This is a genomic window from Kutzneria sp. CA-103260 (assembly GCF_018263855.1).
Lineage (GTDB): Bacteria > Actinomycetota > Actinomycetes > Mycobacteriales > Pseudonocardiaceae > Kutzneria.
The window spans coordinates 669,543-687,062 of sequence record NZ_CP073318.1; the positions used below are offsets into that span (position 1 = coordinate 669,543).

General features: G+C 70.1%; 17 protein-coding genes. 2 read left to right on the forward strand and 15 right to left on the reverse strand.

Annotated features, from left to right (window positions below):
- Nucleotides 1-21 precede the first annotated feature (21 nt).
- Complete coding sequence (locus JJ691_RS02855) at nt 22-1,155, forward strand: low temperature requirement protein A (RefSeq protein WP_249227642.1); 1,134 nt, start codon at nt 22-24, stop codon at nt 1,153-1,155.
- On the opposite strand, the gene JJ691_RS02860 is transcribed toward JJ691_RS02855, so the two are convergent.
- The 6 genes from JJ691_RS02860 to JJ691_RS02885 form a co-directional block, all read right to left on the reverse strand.
- The gene (locus JJ691_RS02860) at nt 1,097-2,125 is read right to left on the reverse strand and encodes a LacI family DNA-binding transcriptional regulator (RefSeq protein ID WP_211767239.1); all 1,029 of its coding nucleotides are present in this window, start codon (nt 2,123-2,125) and stop codon (nt 1,097-1,099) included. The two genes, JJ691_RS02855 and JJ691_RS02860, sit on opposite strands and share 59 nt — an antisense overlap.
- 24 nt (nt 2,126-2,149) lie before the next feature.
- On the reverse strand, nt 2,150-2,980 hold the full coding sequence (locus JJ691_RS02865; protein ID WP_211767240.1) for a sugar phosphate isomerase/epimerase family protein: 831 nt from the start codon (nt 2,978-2,980) through the stop codon (nt 2,150-2,152).
- Nucleotides 2,977-4,002, reverse strand: coding sequence for a dihydrodipicolinate synthase family protein (locus JJ691_RS02870; RefSeq protein ID WP_211767241.1), 1,026 nt, complete (start codon nt 4,000-4,002; stop codon nt 2,977-2,979). Before JJ691_RS02870 ends, JJ691_RS02865 begins: the two co-directional genes overlap by 4 nt.
- Nucleotides 4,002-5,153, reverse strand: coding sequence for a Gfo/Idh/MocA family protein (locus JJ691_RS02875; RefSeq protein ID WP_211767242.1), 1,152 nt, complete (start codon nt 5,151-5,153; stop codon nt 4,002-4,004). Before JJ691_RS02875 ends, JJ691_RS02870 begins: the two co-directional genes overlap by 1 nt.
- A 159-nt stretch (nt 5,154-5,312) precedes the next feature.
- A complete protein-coding gene (locus JJ691_RS02880; protein ID WP_211767243.1) occupies nt 5,313-5,618 on the reverse strand; it encodes a hypothetical protein in 306 nt (101 codons plus the stop codon).
- A gap of 78 nt (nt 5,619-5,696) precedes the next feature.
- Complete coding sequence (locus tag JJ691_RS02885) at nt 5,697-6,056, reverse strand: helix-turn-helix domain-containing protein (protein ID WP_211767244.1); 360 nt, start codon at nt 6,054-6,056, stop codon at nt 5,697-5,699.
- 398 nt (nt 6,057-6,454) lie between these two features.
- Here JJ691_RS02885 and JJ691_RS02890 point away from each other — a divergent pair, with 398 nt between their 5' ends.
- Nucleotides 6,455-7,600, forward strand: a complete 1,146-nt coding sequence (locus JJ691_RS02890; RefSeq protein WP_211767245.1) for a DUF222 domain-containing protein — start codon at nt 6,455-6,457, stop codon at nt 7,598-7,600.
- Nucleotides 7,601-7,754: 154 nt separating this feature from the next.
- Here the strand turns inward: JJ691_RS02890 and JJ691_RS02895 are convergent, their stop codons facing one another.
- From JJ691_RS02895 to JJ691_RS02935, 9 genes are all read right to left on the reverse strand, one after another.
- Entirely contained in the window at nt 7,755-8,507 is a 753-nt protein-coding gene (locus JJ691_RS02895; protein ID WP_211767246.1) for a class I SAM-dependent methyltransferase, read from the reverse strand.
- A 338-nt stretch (nt 8,508-8,845) separates the two neighbouring features.
- On the reverse strand, nt 8,846-10,276 hold the full coding sequence (locus JJ691_RS02900; protein ID WP_211767247.1) for a WS/DGAT/MGAT family O-acyltransferase: 1,431 nt from the start codon (nt 10,274-10,276) through the stop codon (nt 8,846-8,848).
- A gap of 8 nt (nt 10,277-10,284) precedes the next feature.
- Nucleotides 10,285-11,220: an alpha/beta fold hydrolase gene (locus JJ691_RS02905; protein ID WP_211767248.1), complete on the reverse strand. Its 936-nt coding sequence runs from the start codon at nt 11,218-11,220 to the stop codon at nt 10,285-10,287.
- Nucleotides 11,217-11,996, reverse strand: a complete 780-nt coding sequence (locus JJ691_RS02910) for an esterase/lipase family protein (RefSeq protein ID WP_211767249.1) — start codon at nt 11,994-11,996, stop codon at nt 11,217-11,219. The genes JJ691_RS02905 and JJ691_RS02910 overlap by 4 nt, the downstream gene beginning before the upstream one ends.
- Nucleotides 11,997-12,127: 131 nt before the next feature.
- A complete protein-coding gene (locus JJ691_RS02915; protein ID WP_211767250.1) occupies nt 12,128-14,020 on the reverse strand; it encodes a 4-alpha-glucanotransferase in 1,893 nt (630 codons plus the stop codon).
- A 19-nt stretch (nt 14,021-14,039) separates the two neighbouring features.
- The gene (locus JJ691_RS02920; protein WP_249228181.1) at nt 14,040-14,543 is read right to left on the reverse strand and encodes a DoxX family protein; all 504 of its coding nucleotides are present in this window, start codon (nt 14,541-14,543) and stop codon (nt 14,040-14,042) included.
- Between the two features lie 83 nt (nt 14,544-14,626).
- Nucleotides 14,627-15,259 (reverse strand): GAF domain-containing protein, encoded by a 633-nt coding sequence (locus JJ691_RS02925; RefSeq protein ID WP_211767251.1) that lies wholly within the window; start codon nt 15,257-15,259, stop codon nt 14,627-14,629.
- Between the two features lie 78 nt (nt 15,260-15,337).
- Nucleotides 15,338-16,048 carry an aspartate/glutamate racemase family protein gene (locus JJ691_RS02930; RefSeq protein WP_211767252.1) on the reverse strand — a complete coding sequence of 237 codons (711 nt, stop codon included), beginning with the start codon at nt 16,046-16,048 and terminating at the stop codon, nt 15,338-15,340.
- Nucleotides 16,042-17,496 carry an NCS1 family nucleobase:cation symporter-1 gene (locus tag JJ691_RS02935; RefSeq protein ID WP_211767253.1) on the reverse strand — a complete coding sequence of 485 codons (1,455 nt, stop codon included), beginning with the start codon at nt 17,494-17,496 and terminating at the stop codon, nt 16,042-16,044. Before JJ691_RS02935 ends, JJ691_RS02930 begins: the two co-directional genes overlap by 7 nt.
- Nucleotides 17,497-17,520: the final 24 nt, after the last annotated feature.

Here is a 17,520-nt window from a genome sequence, read left to right on the forward strand (position 1 = left end):
GCGAGTTTGAGAGTATGCGGCGTGACTACGTGGTACCGCCGGATGGCTCCCCGGGCCATGCACGAGACACATCGGGTGTCGACGCCGTTGGAGCTGTTCTTCGACCTGTGCTTCGTCGTGGCTGTCTCGCAGGCGGCGGGGCAACTGCACCACGCGCTCGGCGGCGATCACCTGGGCGTCGGCGTCCTGCACTACGTGATGGTGTTCTTCGCGGTGTGGTGGGCGTGGATGAACTTCAGCTGGTTCGCCTCGGCCTACGACACCGACGACGGCGTCTACCGGGTGACCACGCTGGTGCAGATCACCGGCGTGCTGATCCTGGCCGCCGGCATCCCCCGGGTGTTCACCGACGACGACTGGCGGATCATGATCGCCGGTTACGTGGTGATGCGGCTGGCCATGGTGGCCCAGTGGCTGCGCGCCGCCCAGTCCGACCCGGAGCGCCGCCGGTGCGCCCTGCGCTACGCCGGCGGCATCTTCGCCGTGCAGATCCTGTGGGTGCTCTGGCCGTTGCTGCCGATGTGGCTGTTCGTGCCCTTCGGCCTGCTGGAGGTGGCCATCCCGGTGTGGGCCGAGCGGGTCGCGCAGACCACCTGGCACCCGCACCACATCACCGAGCGCTACGGCCTGTTCACGCTGATCGTGCTGGGCGAGTCGGTGCTGGCCGCCACCACCGCCACCCAGGCGGCGCTGGACTCCGGCCACGGCGTCGGAGACCTGGTCGCCCTCGCGGCCGGCGGCCTGGTCATCGTCTTCGGCATGTGGTGGCTGTACTTCGACCGCCCCGCCCACTACCTGCTGACCTCGCTGCGTACCTCGATCTTCTGGGGCTACGGCCACTACGCCGTGTTCGCCGCGGCTGCGGCCGTCGGCGCCGGTCTGGCGGAGGCTGTGCAGGCGCACGACCACATCGGCTGGGCCATCGCCGCGCCGGTGGCGGTCTACGTGCTCAGCCTCTGGGTCCTCCAGGTGCGGCCCCGCAAGGAGTACCTGGTCGACGCCACCCACCTGGCGGCGGTCGTGCTGATCCTGCTCACACCGCTGACGCCGTGGCCGGTGCCGGCCACTGCCGTGGTGGTGGTCGTGCTGGTGGTGGTCAGCGTGGTGCTGGGGCAGCGGTCGATTCTCGAACGACCAGAGCGGTCGGCACTGTGACCACGGTCCGCGGCTCGGCCGGGCCGAAGGCCAGCTCGATCGCCTTGCGCCCGATCTCCTCCAGCGGCACGTGCACGGTCGTCAAGTTCGGCCACAGGTCCACCGCGGTCGGCAGATTGTCGTAGCCGGCCAGCGACACGTCGTCCGGCACCCGGAGCCCAGCTGTCCGCAGCGCGTGCGCGGCGCCGGCCGCGACCAGGTCGTTGGCCGCCAGCACGGCGGTGAACTCGCGGCCCTCGGCCAACAGCCGGGTCACCGCCTCCCGGCCTGCCTGCCGGCTGAAGTCGCCGTGCACGATCAGGTTCTCGACCGGCTCCACGCCGGCATTGGCCAGCGTCGTGCGGAAACCGGCCAGCCGGGCCGTGGTGGTGGTCCGGTGGTCCGGGCCGGTGATGTAGGCGATGCGCCGGTGGCCCAGCTCCAACAGGTGCCGGGTGATCGCCGCCGAGCCGCCCTCGTTGTCGATCTGCACCACGTCGCCGGGCGCGTCGTCGCCGGGGGAGGGCCGCCCGCACAGCACGAGCCGGGTGCCGGTGCTGCGCAGCCCCTTGGCCCGAATGGTCGCCTCGGCCAGGTACTCCTCGTCCTCCGGGGCCGCGCCGACCAGGATCACGGCGTCGGCCCGGTGCCCGCGCATCAGCTCCAGGAACGCGAACTCCTGGGTGGGATCGCCCTCGGAGTTGCAGATCACCGACAGCCGGCTGGTCTCCGCGGCCGCGCCCTGGATGCCCCGGGCGATGCCGGCGAAGAACGGGTCGGAGGCGTCGTTGAGCACCACGCCGACGATGCCGCTGGTGCTGTGCAGCAGGGCCCGGGCGTGCGCGTTGACCACGTAGTCGAGCTCGCGCACGGCCTGCTCGACCCGCTGGCGTGTGCTCTCGGCGACCGGGTAGTTGCCGTTGAGCACGCGGGACACCGTGGCCGGCGACACGCCGGCTCTGGCGGCCACCTCGACCAGCGTGACGGGCATTCGGCTACCCCCGGGTTCGTCCTGTCAGAGCAGGTGATCACGGTAGCGTTGCACGACCTCGGCCAGCACCTCGGCCCCGTCGCGCGCCCACAGCCCGGGATTGAAGATCTCCACCTCGACCGGGCCGTCGTGCCCGGTGGCGTCGACCAGCTCGCGGATCTCCCGCAGCGGCACGTGCCCGTCGCCGAGCTGGCCCCGGCCCAGCAGCACGCCCTCGGGCAGCGGGGTGATCCAGTCGGCCACCTGGAACAGGGCCAGCCGGCCGGTCGCACCGGCCCGCCGCACCTGTGCGTCCAGTTCGGGATCCCACCACGAGTGGTAGGTGTCCACGACCACGCCCACCTGCTCGGCCGGGAACGGCAGCGCCAGGTCGATGGCCTGGCCCAGGGTCGACACCACGCAGCGGTCCGAGCAGAACATCGGGTGCAGCGGCTCGATCGCCAGCGTGACGCCTCGGTCGCCGGCATACGGCGCGAGCACCGCCAGCGCGTCGGCGACCCGCTGCCGGGCGCCGACGAGGTCCCGGTCGTGGGCGCGCAGGCCGCCGGAGACGAGGACCAGTACTGGACAGTTCAGTTCAGCTGCCTCGTCGACGGCCCGCCGGTTGTCGTCGAGGGCCTTGGCCCGTTCCGACGGCTCGGCCACGGTGTAGAAGCCGCCCCGGCACAGGCTCGTCACCTTGAGCCCGGCGTCGCGGACCAGCCGGGCCGTGCGCTCAAGTCCGTACTCGGCAACGGGTGCACGCCACAGCGCCACCCCCGGCACACCGAGATCGACGCAGCCGGCGACCAGTTCCTCGACCGACCACTGCTTGATCGTCTCGCCGTTGATGCTCAGCCGCTGGAGATCGTTCACAGCAGCGCCGCCCGCTTCGCGGCCAGCTCCGGATCGGCGAACAGGTCCAGCTCGGCCGCCAGCTCATGACAGCGCAGCAGATGTTCGTGGGACCGCGCGGTCTCCAGCCCGCCGAGCATGGTGAAGTGGTCCTGGTAGCCGGCCAGCCAGGCCAGGAACACCACGCCCGTCTTGTAGAACCGGGTCGGCGCCTCGAACACGTGCCGGGCCAAGGGAACCGTCGGCTCCAGCTCAGCCAGGAAACCCTCGGTGTCCCCGGCGTCCAAAAAGGACATAGCCCGGCCGGCCACGGTCGCGAGCGGGTCGAAGACGCCCAGCAGGGCGTCGCTGTGGCCGTGCTCGTCGCCGGCGATCAGCCGCGGGTAGTTGAAGTCGTCGCCGGTGTAGCAGCGCACGCCCTCGGGCAGCCGGCGGCGCAGCGCGATCTCCCGGTCGGCGTCGAGCAGCGAGATCTTCACGCCGTCCACGTGGTCGGCGTTGGCCTCGATCACCGACAGGAACGTCTCGGTGGCCGCGTCCAGGTCCTCGCTGCCCCAGTAGCCGGCCAGCGCCGGGTCGAACATCGGGCCCAGCCAGTGCAGGATCGCCTTGCCCGACAGCTGGCCCAGCAGCCAGCCGTACACCTCGTGGTAGTCGTCGGCGTCCCGGGCGATGGCCGCCAGCTGCCGGCTGGCCATCAGGATCGGTTGCGCGCCAACACCTTCCACCACCGACAGCTGCTCGGTGTAGGCGGCGATCACCTCGTCCAGACCGGTCGGCGGCACGGTCAGCTGGTCGGTGCCGGCGCCGCAGGCGATCAGGCCGCCGTCGGCCTGCGCGTCGGCGGCGCTGCGACGGATCAGCTCGGCCGCGATCGGCCAGTCCAGGCCCATGCCGCGCTGCGCGGTGTCCATCGCCTCGGCCACACCCAGACCCTGCTGCCACAGGTGGCGGCGGAAGGCCAGCGTGGCGTCCCAGTCCAGCTTGCTGGCGTCGTCCGCGTCGGCGACGACGTGGGCGGCGGCGAAGATCGTCCGGGACATCACAGCGTCAGCTCCGGGATCTCGATCCGACGGCCCTCGGCCGCGGACCGCAGGCCCAGCTCGGCCAGCTGCACGCCCCGCGCGCCGGCCAGCAGGTCCCAGTGCCACGGCTCATCCAGCACCACGTGCCGCAGGAACAGCTCCCACTGCTCCTTGAAGCCGTTGTCGAACTCGGTGTTGTCCGGCACTTCCTGCCACTGCGCGCGAAAGTCCACCGGGGACGGCAGGTCGGGGTTCCACACCGCCTTCGGGGTGGCGGAACGGTGCTGCACGCGGCAGTGCCGCAGGCCGGCGACCGCGCTGCCCTCGGTTCCGTCCACATGGAACTCGACCAGCTCATCGCGGTTCACCCGGGTGGCCCAGGAAGAGTTGATCTGGGCCACGATTCCGTTGTCCAGCTCGAAAATCCCGTAGGCTGCGTCGTCGGCGGTGGCCTCGTAGGCGTTGCCCCGCTCGTCGAACCGCTGCGGGATGTGGGTCGTGGTAAGCGCTTGCACGCTGCGGACCGGGCCGAAGGTCTCGCGTAACACGTACTGCCAGTGGCAGAACATGTCGAGCACGATGCCGCCGCCCTGCTCGGCCCGGTAGTTCCAGGACGGGCGCTGGGCCGGCTGCCAGTCGCCCTCGAACACCCAGTAGCCGAACTCGCCGCGCACCGACAGGATCCGGCCGAAGAAGCCGCCGTCCACCAGCCGCTTCAGCTTGCGCAGGCCGGGCAGGAACAGCTTGTCCTGCACCACACCAGTCTTCACGCCCCGCTCGGCGGCCACCCGGGCCAGTTCCAGCGCGTCGTCGAGGGATTCGGCGGTCGGCTTCTCGCAGTAGACGTGCTTGCCGGCGTCGATGGCCGCCAGCACACCCTCGCGGCGGGCCGAGGTCACCTGGGCGTCGAAGTAGATCTCCACGTCCGGCTCGGCCAGGGCCTTGGCCACGTCCGTGGTCCAGCGCTCGATGCCGTGGCGCTCGGCGATGGCCCGGATCCGGTCCTCGTTGCGGCCGATCAGCACCGGCTCCGGCCAGATCACGGTGCCGTCGGCGACGGCCAGGCCGCCCTGTTCGCGGATGGCCAGCACGGACCGGAGCAGGTGCTGGTTGTAGCCCATCCGCCCGGTCACGCCGTTCATGGCCAGGCCGACGGTCCTTCGCGCCACTGCGACACCTCCGAGAGCCGGATAGAAAAGCCTTTCTATCGGCGAGATTAGGAGGTGGGTGCGGGGGTGTCAACAAGGACCACCCGCATGCGGAACCGGCTGGTGGTGGTCTCCGCGGCGTCGGCGGAGGGGTGGCCTTGCGGCGTCGTCGCTCGGGTGTCAGCCGGCGACCTTCTCCTCGGTCTTCTCCTCGGCCTTGCCCAGCAGGCGGGCGGTGAAGTCGCGCTGGGCCACCAGGACCCGCTCGGCCAGGGCGAAGTTGGCCTCGACGATCTCGGCCGGCTGCGGCAGGGCGGCGCCGAACGCGGTGACGGTCTTGGCGATGTCGTCGACGAAGGGCACCTTGCTCGGGTCGACGAGCGAGGTCAGGCGGGTGACGCCGTCGGCGACCGCGTCGCCGGTCCTCTTGACGGCGGCGACGTACTGGTCGCCGAACTGCTGGGTCATCTCGCTGTACGTGGTCATGGCAGTCTTCTCCTCAGAATTGTGTGACGTGATGAGGGCATGGCGGGGCCATGTCGGGTGGTGCGGGCGAAAGACGGGTCAGCTGTCGCCGACCATCGCCTTGTAGGTCTGGGCGAGCGCGGACTTCTGGGCCGGGCTCAGCCGATCGTCGGCGGCGATGGCCGCCAGCACGCTGGTCTCGGTGGGGGTCTCGTCGCCGTCCTGGTCGAGCCAGCCGAGCCGGCGGAACAGGTCGTCCGCGGAGATGCCCAGGCCTGCGGCGATCGACTTGAGCACCTCGGCTGACGGGCGGTACAGGCCCCGCTCGACCTGGCTCAGGTACGAGTCGGACACGTTGGTCACCCGGGCGAGGTGACGCAGCGAGAGACGAGCCACCTCGCGCTGCGCCCGGATGTACTTGCCGAGGTCGGAAAGCGCTTCGCTGTGCTGATCCGGCATCTCCGACCTCCCTCGCTCTGGTGTGACTCCAGTAGAGCACGGGGTGCGTGGTCCGTCAAGCACCTGCGAAGTGGCCTACGCAACGTGGGGGTGGAGGGCTTCTTGGGGTTGTCGATGGGGCATTGCTGGTGGGTCTTGGGGTGGATCGCTGGGTTGGCTCCGGGTGGATTTTGCGTGGAGCCTCTGGGCGATGGCATTCGAGGCAAAACGAGGGCAGGCTGTGCCTGCCTCGAATCGCGGACGAGCTTATGCCATCGCCCCCCTCCACGCAAAATCCGCCCTCCGGGGTTAGGGTTGGTTGTTGTTGCGTTTGGTGTTGCGGCTTGCGATTGTGGGTGAAGCGGGGATTCACCCGTTGGTGATTCGAGTTTGATCTTTGAGGGGCGTATTCTGGAGGTGTGGAGGAAATCGTCCGAGAGTTGGAGTCCATGGACCCTTCGGGGGCTGTGGTTGATCTGGTTCTGGGTGTTGATGTCTCCAGTCTCTCCGATGAGGAGAGGCTTACCCTGCTTGTTGTGACTCGTAAGGTGATGGCGGCTCTTCATTATGTGGAGCTCAATCTTGTTCACGAGATCGAGGACACGACTGAGATCGCCATGGCGGTTCATGAGCCGGAGCAATCCGTTGTCCGTCTGAAGGAGTACAGCGATGTCCTGGGCCGCCTGCCGCTGTGTGCGGAGCTGCTGCGGCGCGGGGAGATCGACGCTCGCCGGCTCAAGACGATCGACGACCGGGTGATCCATCTGACCAACCCCGAACTGGTCGCCCGGGTGGATCAGGCGATGGCGGATGTCGCACCTGGACTGACCCGGACCCAGCTGGCCCGCCGGGCCACCAAGGCCGTCGCTGAGGCCGACCCTCTCGGCTATGACCAGCGCCGCCAGAAGGCCCGCGAAGATCGTCGAGTGGTGTTCGTGCCGTTGCCGGATGGCATGGCGCAGCTGCGGATCACCCTGAACGCTCTCGACGCCCGCGAGGCCTACGACGTTCTCACCCAGGACGCCCGGGCCCTGGTCAAAGACGACCGCACCACCGACCAGAAACGAGCCGACGCCTTCCTCGACCGCTTCCTCGGCTACGGCATCGACCGCAAGGTCAAGGTCCACGTCACCATCTCCATGGAGACCCTGATGGGACTCACCGAGGAGCCCGCTCTCCTGGATGGCTACGGACCCATCGCCGCCGACTCCGCCCGTGAACTCGCCATGCACGGCCCCTGGCGCGGCCTTCTGCTCGACGAATACCACCGGGCCTCAGAACTCAGCCGAGAGCTCTACCGCCCCACCGCCAAAATCAAGGAGTTCGCCGAACTCAACGCCGGCGGCGTCTGCTCCGCCCCCGGCTGCGCCAGCCCCATCCAGGAACTCGACCACACCATCCCCTGGCCCAAAGGCGAAACCTCGGCCACCCGACTCAAGGGCTACTGCACCTGGCACCACCATCAGAAGCACGCCAACCACTCAGTGACTCTCGACCCCGACGGCACCCTCCACTGGGTCACCCCACAAGGCCGCCACTACACCACCACGCCCCACCAATACTGACCGCCGGTTCTTTGACAACTCCACAGCGAAGGGCTCCGCTGCAACCCCACCACCCACACCATCACCGCTGCCGACCCCTCCCCGACGACCTCCGCCAAGCACTCGACCGCATCCACCGCGCAGGTGCGCACCAACCTGAGGCAACTCAGGTCAATCACGCGGACTCGCAGATACAGAGTTGAAGCGGCGCGTCCCCGGCAAATGGTCGACCGGACCAGTCGCCGAAGCGCTCGACGAGCCGAAGGCCGCCGAGCGAGACGAGCAGCGGCAGCTCCTGCGGGAAGATGCTCCTGATTTCGAGCGGTGCGACGACGAAGTCGGGCTCGGAGTTGGTCGAGAGGTGCCACGTCCCGCGTGTGACCTGCGCGGACGCATCGTAGATCTCAGCGACATCGACGCTGACGTCGCCACGGTCAGGATCCATGAACGCCAACGATTCCCGGGTGCGCCGCATGCCATCGGCTTCGGCAAGCAGGCGCACGCTCGGGTTGAACACATCGAAGACGAACCGTGCTCCAGGTGCCAGGTGCCTTCGAACCGACCGGAAGCAGCTCACCAGGTCCTCGGCCTCATGCAGATGCAGGAGGGAATTGGCTGCGATGAACACGAAGTCGAATGTGCGGCCCAGGTCGAAGGCCCGCATGTCGCCCTGCATCCATTCCACCGCTACAGCGCGCTCGTTCGCCTTACGCTGAGCCGCGGCCAGCATGTCTGACGAGAAGTCCAGGCCGACGCACGGATGCCCGTCGGACGCGATGGGGATCAGCTTGTGCCCGGTGCCGCACCCGAGTTCTAGTACGCGCCCGCCCTGCCGATCGGCGCCGGTCCGGTAGAAGTCGACTGCGGGCTCGCCGCCCGGGAACATCAGGTCGTACAGCCTCGCGTGCGAGTAGAACGCTTCACTCATTAAGCGCCTCCTCCGCCCTGGTGCTGGCCAGGATCGCCCACTACTTGATCGCGTACTGGGTCGGGAGCTGCGAATCCCAGCTCGGGTGTGTTCTCGATAGTCAGCGCCGTGAGACTAGCTGGTGCAAGTCGGGATCAGCTACACATTTAACTCGCGATGTGGCGCGCAGGGTCACCGTAGTAGCGCGCCGCCGGATCGCCGCGCGCACTAAATGAGCCAGCTCAGGTATTGACGTTCCCCAGTCCCTCCGTCCGTCCAAAGCCCGCTTTAAACCCAACCCCCGCCCAACCCGCGCCGAACAACCAAACCCAGCCGCCCGCCCAACCCAGTCCCAACCCCTACCGGGCCGCGGCCGCCTTGAGCAACAGATTCAACTCGTCCACCAAATACGTCGCGAGGGTGTCGATGTCCGGCACCAGCTCCCGGCAGGCCACCAGCCCGAAGTGCAGCTCGCCGAGGTAGCCGACCAAAGTGATGTTCAGGCCCTGCCCGTCCAGGATCACCGACATCGGGTACTGGGCCAGCATTCGCGCCCCGGCCAGGTACACCGGCACATTCGGCCCGGGCACGTTGGAGATGCAAATGTTGAACGGCGGCAGGCGGTGCATCATGCCGGTGGCGAAGGCGACCCGGGCCACGCGGGCGGTCAGCGCCGGCGGCGCGAAGTCGGAGATGTCGTCGACCAGGCCCTGCGGGATGGTCGCCTGCTGGGCCTTGGCGATCTTGGTCGCCTCGTGCACCACGGCCAGCCGCTGCTCAGGGTCGTCCAGGTGGGTGGGCAGCGCGGCCAGCATCGCCGACACCCGGTTGCCCATCGCGCCCTTGGCCGCCTGGTCGCGCACCGACACCGGGATCATCGCGTTCAGCGGGCTGGCCGGCAACGCGTCGTGGTCGGACAGCCAGTGCCGCAGCGCCCCCGCGCACATCCCCATCACCACGTCGTTGACCGACGTGCCGAAGGCGTTCTTCACCGTCTTCACGTCCGCCAGGCTCACGCTGCGGAACGCCACCCGGCGGTGCGGGGTGATCTTCTTGTTGAACGGCGTGCTCGGCGCGATGCCCAGCGTCGTCGGGATGACGCTGCCGTCGCCGCGGTTGAGGCCCAGCATCTCGCCGACCAGCGGGCTGACCAGCGGGGCCAGCGTCGGCACCTTGCGCACGAACTCGCCGGCCAACTGCACGGTCTGCACCGGCCGCCACGCCAGCCGGGCCGCCGCCCGGGCCACCAGGGCCAGCGGGTTGGGCGGCTTGGCCGGCACGAACTCCTTGGCCGGCGGCAGTTTCCGGCCCTCCGGCTTCAGGTCCAGCAGCACGGTCAGCAGTTCGGCGCCGGACACGCCGTCGATCGCCGCGTGGTGCACCTTGGTGTAGACCGCGACCAGCCCGTCGGCCAGGCCGGTGATCAGGTAGGTCTCCCACAGCGGCCGGCGGCGGTCCAGCGGCCGGGCGTGCAGGCGGGCCAGCTGCTCGGTGAGCTGGGCCTGCGATCCCGGGCTGGGCAGTGCCACCTCGCGGATGTGGTACTCGATGTCGAACTCGGGATCGTCCACCCAGTACGGCTGGTCCAGCCCCAGCGGCACCTCCAGCAGCTTGCGCCGCATCACCGGCACCAGCGGCAGCCGTTGGCCCAGCACCTCGGTGAGCAGCGCCAAATCCAGCGGTCGGGGTGCGTCGCTCGGGTCGAGCAGGCAGACCCCGCCGACGTGGCCGGTGGAATTGGTGGTCTCCAGGGCGAGGAACGCGGCGTCCAGTCCGGTGAGTTGCTGCATGGCGCCCTTCACTTTCCGGCAGTGGTGGTGGTGCGTGCGAGCCAGTTCGACACGGCGTCGATCACTACCGCGGGGGTCTCCAGCTGGGGCGTGTGGCCGACGCCGGGCAGGAACAGCGAGTCCCACTTCGGATTGGCGGCCGCGACCCGGCGGGCGGCGGCGATCGGCACCAGCCGGTCCTCGGTGCCGCTGATCAGCAGCACCGGCGCGGCGATACCGGCCATGATCTGCCGGTAGCGGTCCGCCCGGGCCAGGAACCGCAGCAGCGAACGGGTCGCGCCGAGGAACGACTCCTCCTTGCGCGGAATCTCGCGGCGCTGGTCGGCCATCGCCACCGACGCCTCGGTCAGCTGCGGATCGGCCCGGCGTGGGTCGGCGAGCACCAGATTGTGCATGCGGTGCACCAGTTGTCGTGACGACAGCCGCGACTGCATCAGGCGCATGGACAGCTCGCCGAGACCGGGCATCAGATACGTGGAGAACATCGCCGCGACCCGCAGGTCCGGGCGGACATTGGTCGGCGGCAGCGCCGGGTCGAGCAGCACCAGGCCGGCGACGGTCTCCGGGTTGTTGTGCGTTTGCAGCACGGAGATCACGCCGCCCATCGAATTGCCGACCAGCACGGCCGGCGAGCCGACGACCTCGTTGACGAAGTTGTTGACCAGGCGCACGTTGGCCCGGATCGACGTGCTGCGCGGTGCGCCGGGGGTGAGTCCGAAGCCTCGCAGGTCGAGGGCGACCGCGCGGCGGCCCTGGGCCAGCGCCCTGCCGATCAGCGACCAGTTCAGGTGCGAGCCGCCGAGCCCGTGCACGAAGACGATCGGTGGGCCGTCGCCTGCACCGCCGAAGTCGATCCAGTGCACCGGGCCGTCGAGGTCGGTGATCCAGCCGCGCGCGCCCCACGGTTCGGCGAAGTTCCACGGGGCCGGTTCGGCCGCGCTCACGCCGCCGCCGCCGGGTAGAAGGCCCGGGACCAGCCGGTCGCGCGGAACGGCCGCCAGCTGCCGGCCGGTTGGGCGAGGCGGTCGGCGATGACCCACAGCGTGGCCGGATCCACGCCGAAGCCCAGGTGACCGCAGGTGACCTCGACGTTCTCCCGGTCCGCCGCCGGCTCCTGCACACAGGCCCGCCAGTCGACGATGCCGTCGGAACGGGAGTACAGCGCCGTGGACGGCACCGGGATCGGCCGCCCGAGCTGGTCGCGCTTGGGCACCCGGTCGGCGTGCGCGTGCCGCCGGGCCCCGCGCCGGAAGGCGTACTCGGCCCGGCTCTGCCTGGGGTCGACCAGCGCGAACGGACTGCCCATGGTGATCACCTGGCGGACCAGGTCCGGGTGGTCGCGGGCCAGCTCACGGGCGTAGATGCCGCCGAGGCTCCAGCCGATGAGCGAGACCGGGCCGCCAGTCGCGGCGGCCAGGTCCCGCAGCAGCACCGGCAGGCCGTCCAGCACCGCGTCGGTCGGCCCGATGTTGCGGCCGAGGCCCCAGCCCCGCGTCGTGTAGCCGAGACGGGAGAGGTACCAGCGCAACGCCTCGTTGCTCATGTCGTCGGCCAGCAGGCCGGGTAACAGCAACACGCCGTGGCCATCGCCCCTGGGTGCGCGGGACAGCAGCGGCGCCGCGAACGGCAGCGCGCCGAAGGTCATCGCGCCTCTGACCGGCTCGGTCAGGAACCAGTGCAGGGACGGACGGTGCGTCGTTGCACGTCGGGCACCGGACATGGCTGCCCCTCTCGTCTCGGCGGGGCGTTTCACCGTTGTTCACATTGCGTTATCTCCGCATGGTAGGAAGCCCGCCCTGCTGGAGGCAATGAGCCCAGGGATCTTCGGGGGATCTTCGGGCAGATGTGCCGTCACCGATCACGCATGGTGCTCACGGCGCGTGACACTCGCGGGTCGGCCATGAACGCCGCCAGGTCGACCGGGAACGGGATGCGCCAGTTCGGGTACTCGTTGATGGTGCCGGGCAGGTTGGGCTGGCGGGTCTCGCCGATCACGTCGTACGGGGAGGCCAGCACCAGGCGGCACGGGGTGGCGGCCAGCAGGGCGTGCATCGCGACGATCACGTCCTCCTCGGCGGCGCTCTCGTCCAGGCCGAGAACCCCCAGCAGCTCCCGGCGTTCCCGGGCGGCGCCGGCGTATTCGGCGTCCACGTCGCCGGCGAGCACCCCCAGCTCGGCCCGGACCCGGACGTGCTCGCTGCGCAGGAAGCCGGCCGCCGTCGGCAGGTCGTGGGTGCTGATGCTGGCCGTCGCCTCCTGCGGCCAGTCCTGCTGTGGCAGCAGGTTCCCGTCCTCGTCCCGCTCGAACCACAGCACAGCCGAGGACAGCATGTTGTTGGCGTGCAAGGTTTCCGTGACGACCGGCTCGACCGTGCCCAGGTCCTCGCCGATCACCGCCGCGCCGGCGCGGTGGGCCTCCAGGGCCAGGATGCCGGTCATCGCGTCGGCGTCGTAGCGGACGTACGTGCCGCGGCGGGCGTCGCCGCCGGGGATCCACCACAGCCGCCACAGGCCGGCGATGTGGTCGATGCGCAGGCCCTGCGAGTGCCGGAACACCGCCCGGAGCAGGTCCCGGTACGGCTGGTAGCCGGCCTCGGCCAGCTTGCGGGGGTGCCAGGGCGGCAGCGACCAGTTCTGGCCCTGCTGGTTGAACGCGTCCGGCGGGGCGCCGACCGTCACGCCGGTGGCGAGCACGTCCTGCAGCGCCCAGGCGTCCGCGCCGCCCGGGTCCACGCCCACCGGCAGGTCGTGCACGATGCCGATCGCCATGCCTTCCGCCGCCTGGCGGGCCGTCTCCAACTGCTGGTCGCACAGTTCCTGGAGCCAGGCGTGGAAACCGACGCGCTCCGGGTCGGCCTGGGCCTGGACCGCCGGGCTGTCCGGATGCCGCAGCTCCTCGGGCCATTCCCGGTAGTCCGCGCCGTGCACCTCGGCCAGGGCGCAGTAGACCGCGAAGTCGTCGCCCACGCCGGTCTGGGCCGGCTTCAGCAGTTCCAGGGCCTTGATCTTGGCGTCCCAGACCTGGTCGTAGTCGATCAGCTCCGGCTCGCGATCCGGCCTGAGCGCGTCCACGGCCGCCTTGGTGGCGTCGTCGGCCTGCTGGTACTCGGTCGTGTCGGTGACGCGGAGATAGATCGGGTTGGTGTGCCGGCGGCTGGAGGGGGAGTAGGGGGAGGGCTGAATCGGGTGCACCGGGGCCACCGCGTGCATCGGGTTCAGCAGCACCACGCCGGCGCCGTTCTCCCTCGACCAGGTGACGAAGTCGCCGAGGTCCCGGAGGTCGCCAACGCCCCACGAGCCCTTGGCGTGCATCGCGTACAGCTGGAGCATCCAGCCCCAGGTCCGGGGCGGCTCGGGCAGGCTCTTCGGCGCGATCACCAGCGTGATCTCACGGTTTCCACTGGTCAGCGTGTGCCAGCCGAGGGGGAGATCGCCGGGGATGCGGTCGCCGATCTCGACGGTGTCGCCGGCCTCGGTCCGCACCACAGCCCCCTTCCCAGCGTTGGCGGGGGCCGGGAGCCGCCGGGTCTCACCCTCGCGCAGCACGATGGTCGGGGGCAGGTCGTCCGCCGTGACCTGGGCCAACGCCTCGCTGATGGCGTCCGGCCCGCTCGCGTCCACGCCGAGCTTGGCCAGCACCTCCACCACGACGTCGGCGTCCACCTCGATCCGGCGGCGCTCGCTGCCCTCGTACCAGGTGGCCACCCCGTGGGCCTCGGCCAGCTTCACCAGCTGATCATCCATGGGGCCCATTCTGGCCGGATCAGAACAGGGAGCCCACCGCCGCCGCCCCGCCGGCCGCCAGCACCAGGCCACCGACCGCGAAACCCAGGGGCTTGCGCCGCCAGGCCGTGTGCCGGTCCAGCGCGTACCAGCCCGGGCCGGTCAGCAGCAGCGCGAAGGCCATCACCGCCAGGACCAGCTCCAGCTCGTAGCCCTCGCCCGAACTGAACCCACCGGTCCACTTCGCCTTCACCGCGCTGATGCCCACCCCCAGCAGGCCGGCCGCGGCCAGCGGCGTGAACAGGCCCAGCACCATCAGCACCGACCCGGCCACCTCGGTGATCCCGGTCAGCCAGGTCAGGAACTCGATGTTGCGGCTGAACCCGTACCCCTGCAGCAGCGTGCCGAACTTCGCCATGCCCGGGCCGCCGAACAGGCCGAACACCTGCATCAGCCCGTGCGCCCCCATCGCCGCCGCCAGCATCAGCCGCAGCGCCAGCAACCCGAAGTCCAGCCCACCGTTCTCGTCCGACCACCGGGACATGCTCGTCACGCCGGACACCCTAGCCACCCCGGCGAGTCCCGTTCACAGACACACCGAACGCGCGGTCCGGGCAGCACCACAGGTCAGCCGGTCGCGCGCTGGACGTCGGGGGACATCCCGGCCAGATGGCGGGCGACGACCTCGCCGGCGAGCTGGCTGTAGAGCCGCATGCTGCCCAGGTCCAGCTCGGCCGGGCGGCCCGGCTCGGGCCGGTGGGTCGAGACCATGCCGATCATCCGGCCGCGCCGGTCGAGCAACGGCGTGGACTGGACCGCGCGGACGCCGGCGGCGTGGAACACACCCCGGTGCGGCAAGGACGCCGGATCCTGCCGGACGTCCTCGACGACCACCTGCTCGCCCCGCGCCGCCGCCCGCCCGCACACCGAACCCGGGCCGCGGACGACCGCGAAGTGGTCCAGGAACTCGGCGCCGAAGCCGAACTCGGTGACCAGCACCAGCGAGTCGTCGTCGCGGTCCAGCAGCTGGATGTTGCCGGCCTCGGCCCCCATCAGCGTCAACGCGCCGTCGAGGACCTTGGGCAGCACCGCGTCCAGCCTCTGGGCATCGCGTAGCTCGCCGGCCAGCTCGCCCAGCCACGGCCCGTGGAAGCCGAGCTCGATGTGGCCGGCGGCCGGACCGGGCGTCGCCGGACCGCGGTAGAAGGTCGTGACATGCCGCAACGGTCCCAGCAGGTTCTGACCCGTACGCCTTGTCATCGGGCATCACATGCCTTCGCCTGGAAACGTCCAGGCTACGTCCGAACAGGCCGGGTCGACTCCGCCGAACGCGCAGGGTCAGGGTTGCACGGCGAAGTCCGCCAGCCGACCGGTGTAGGGCTTGGGCGGGGGAGGGGCGTACTCGTGGCGGGAGCCGGTGCGCAGGCCCATGGTGACCAGGGACTGCACCTGGAGGGTGGCGGCGGCGACGCCGTCGATGACCGGCAGTCCGATCTCGACGGTGAGGCGGGCGGCCAGGTCGGCCATGCCGGCGCAGCCCAGCACGATGGCGTCGCAGCCGTCCTGGGCGGCGGCGGTGCGGCACTCCTCGGTGACGGCCTTCTCGGCGAGGGCGACCTCCAGCACCGGGACCTCGCAGGCCCGGACCCGGCGGCACTGGCGGGCCAGGCCGTAGCGGTCGGCGAGATCCCAGGCGCGGCCGGCGGTCCGGGCCAGGGTGGTGACGACGGTGAAGCCCCGGCCCAGGAAGGACGCGGCGTGCATGGCGGCCTCGGCGATGCCGACGACCGGGCCGTCGGCGAGCTCGCGGGCGGCGTCCAGGCCGGGGTCGCCGAAGCAGGCGATGACGTAGCCGTCGGCGCCGGTGATCTCGGCCAGCACGCCGGGGACGCTCAGCGCCTCGTCGTAGTGGCTCTCGATGGACGCCGGCCCCATCCGCGAGGTCACGGCCTTGACCGTGGTGCCGGGGGCGGCGACGTCGAGCGCCGCCTGCTCGATCACCGCCGTCATGTCCGGGCTGGTGTTGGGGTTGACGACCTTGATCAGCACTTGGGCGACACCGCCCGGTAGACGACCAGGCTCAGTCCCATGCCGATGAACCAGCTGTACTGGGCGGCGGTGGCCATGCCGGGGCCGGTGCTCCACAGCACGGGCGTCACGGCCACGGCGGCGCCGATCACCGTGGCGATGATCGCCCGCGGGTTGAAACCCTTGCGGTACCAATAGGTTCCGGTCGGGGACATGCTGAACAGGTCGCCCACGTTGATCACCTGGCGGCGGACCAGGTAGTAGTCGGCGATCAGCACCCCGAACAGCGGGCCGATGAACGCGCCCAGCGTCTCCAGGGTGTAGTGGATGACCTCCGGGTTGTCGTACAGGTTCCACGGCGTGATCAGCACCGAGCCGACCGCGGCGATCATGCCGCCGGTGCGCCAGCTGATCCGCTGCGGGCTCAGGTTGGAGAAGTCGAAGGCCGGCGAGATGAAGTTGGCGACGATGTTGATGCCGATGGTGGCCGTGGTGAAAGTCAAGGCCCCCAACACGATCGCCGTCGTGCTGTCGATGCGGGCCACCGTCTGCACCGGATCGGTGATCAGCTGCCCGAACGCCGGCACGGTCAGCGAGGCCGTCACCACGACCAGCACCGAGAACGCCAGGAAGTTCACCGGCAGGCCGAGCAGGTTGCCGCGCCGGACCGCCGCGAACGACCGGCCGTAGCGGGAGAAGTCGCCGAAGTTGAGCATCGGGCCGGAGAAGTACGACACCACAAGGGCGATCGCCCCCAGCATCACCGGAATCACGTCCAGGCCCTCGTATTTCACGGCCCCGAGGTTCAGGTCGATCGCACCCCAGCCGGCCCGGAAGACCAGGTAGCCGGCGAGCAGGATCATCACCACGTACACCGCCGGGCCGCAGAAGTCGATGAACCGGCGGATGGTGTTCATACCCGTCCAGAACACTGCCGCCTGCAACACCCACAGCAGCATGAACGAGCCCCAGCCCAGCGCCGACAGCCCGAGGAAACCGTGCTGCTGCACGTCGGCGTACCGCGTGAGGGCGGGGAACAGCTTGAGCAGCAACACATCCAGCGCCGCCGAGGCGAGATAGGTCTGGATGCCGTACCAGGCCACCGCGATCAGGCCGCGGATCACCGCCGGGATGTTCGCGCCCAGCACGCCGAACGCGCTGCGGCAGATCACCGGGTACGGCACCGCCGCCGCCTGGCTCGGCTTGGCCACCAGGTTGCAGAACACCTGCACGATGCCGATGCCGATGAGCAGCGCCACCAGCACCTGCCAGCTGCTCAGACCCAGCAGGAACAGGCTGCCGGCGGTCACGTAGCCGCCGACGCTGTGCACGTCCGACATCCAGAAGGCGAAGATGTTGTAGGCGCCCCAACGCTGCTCGGCCAGCGGCCGCAGATCGTCGTTGGCCAGTCGGGGATCGAGCTCGGTCGCGGTGGCGGTTTCCTCGGTGCGGGCCAGGATCTCGGTCATGGGCGCTCCTGAGCGATCGGTTGC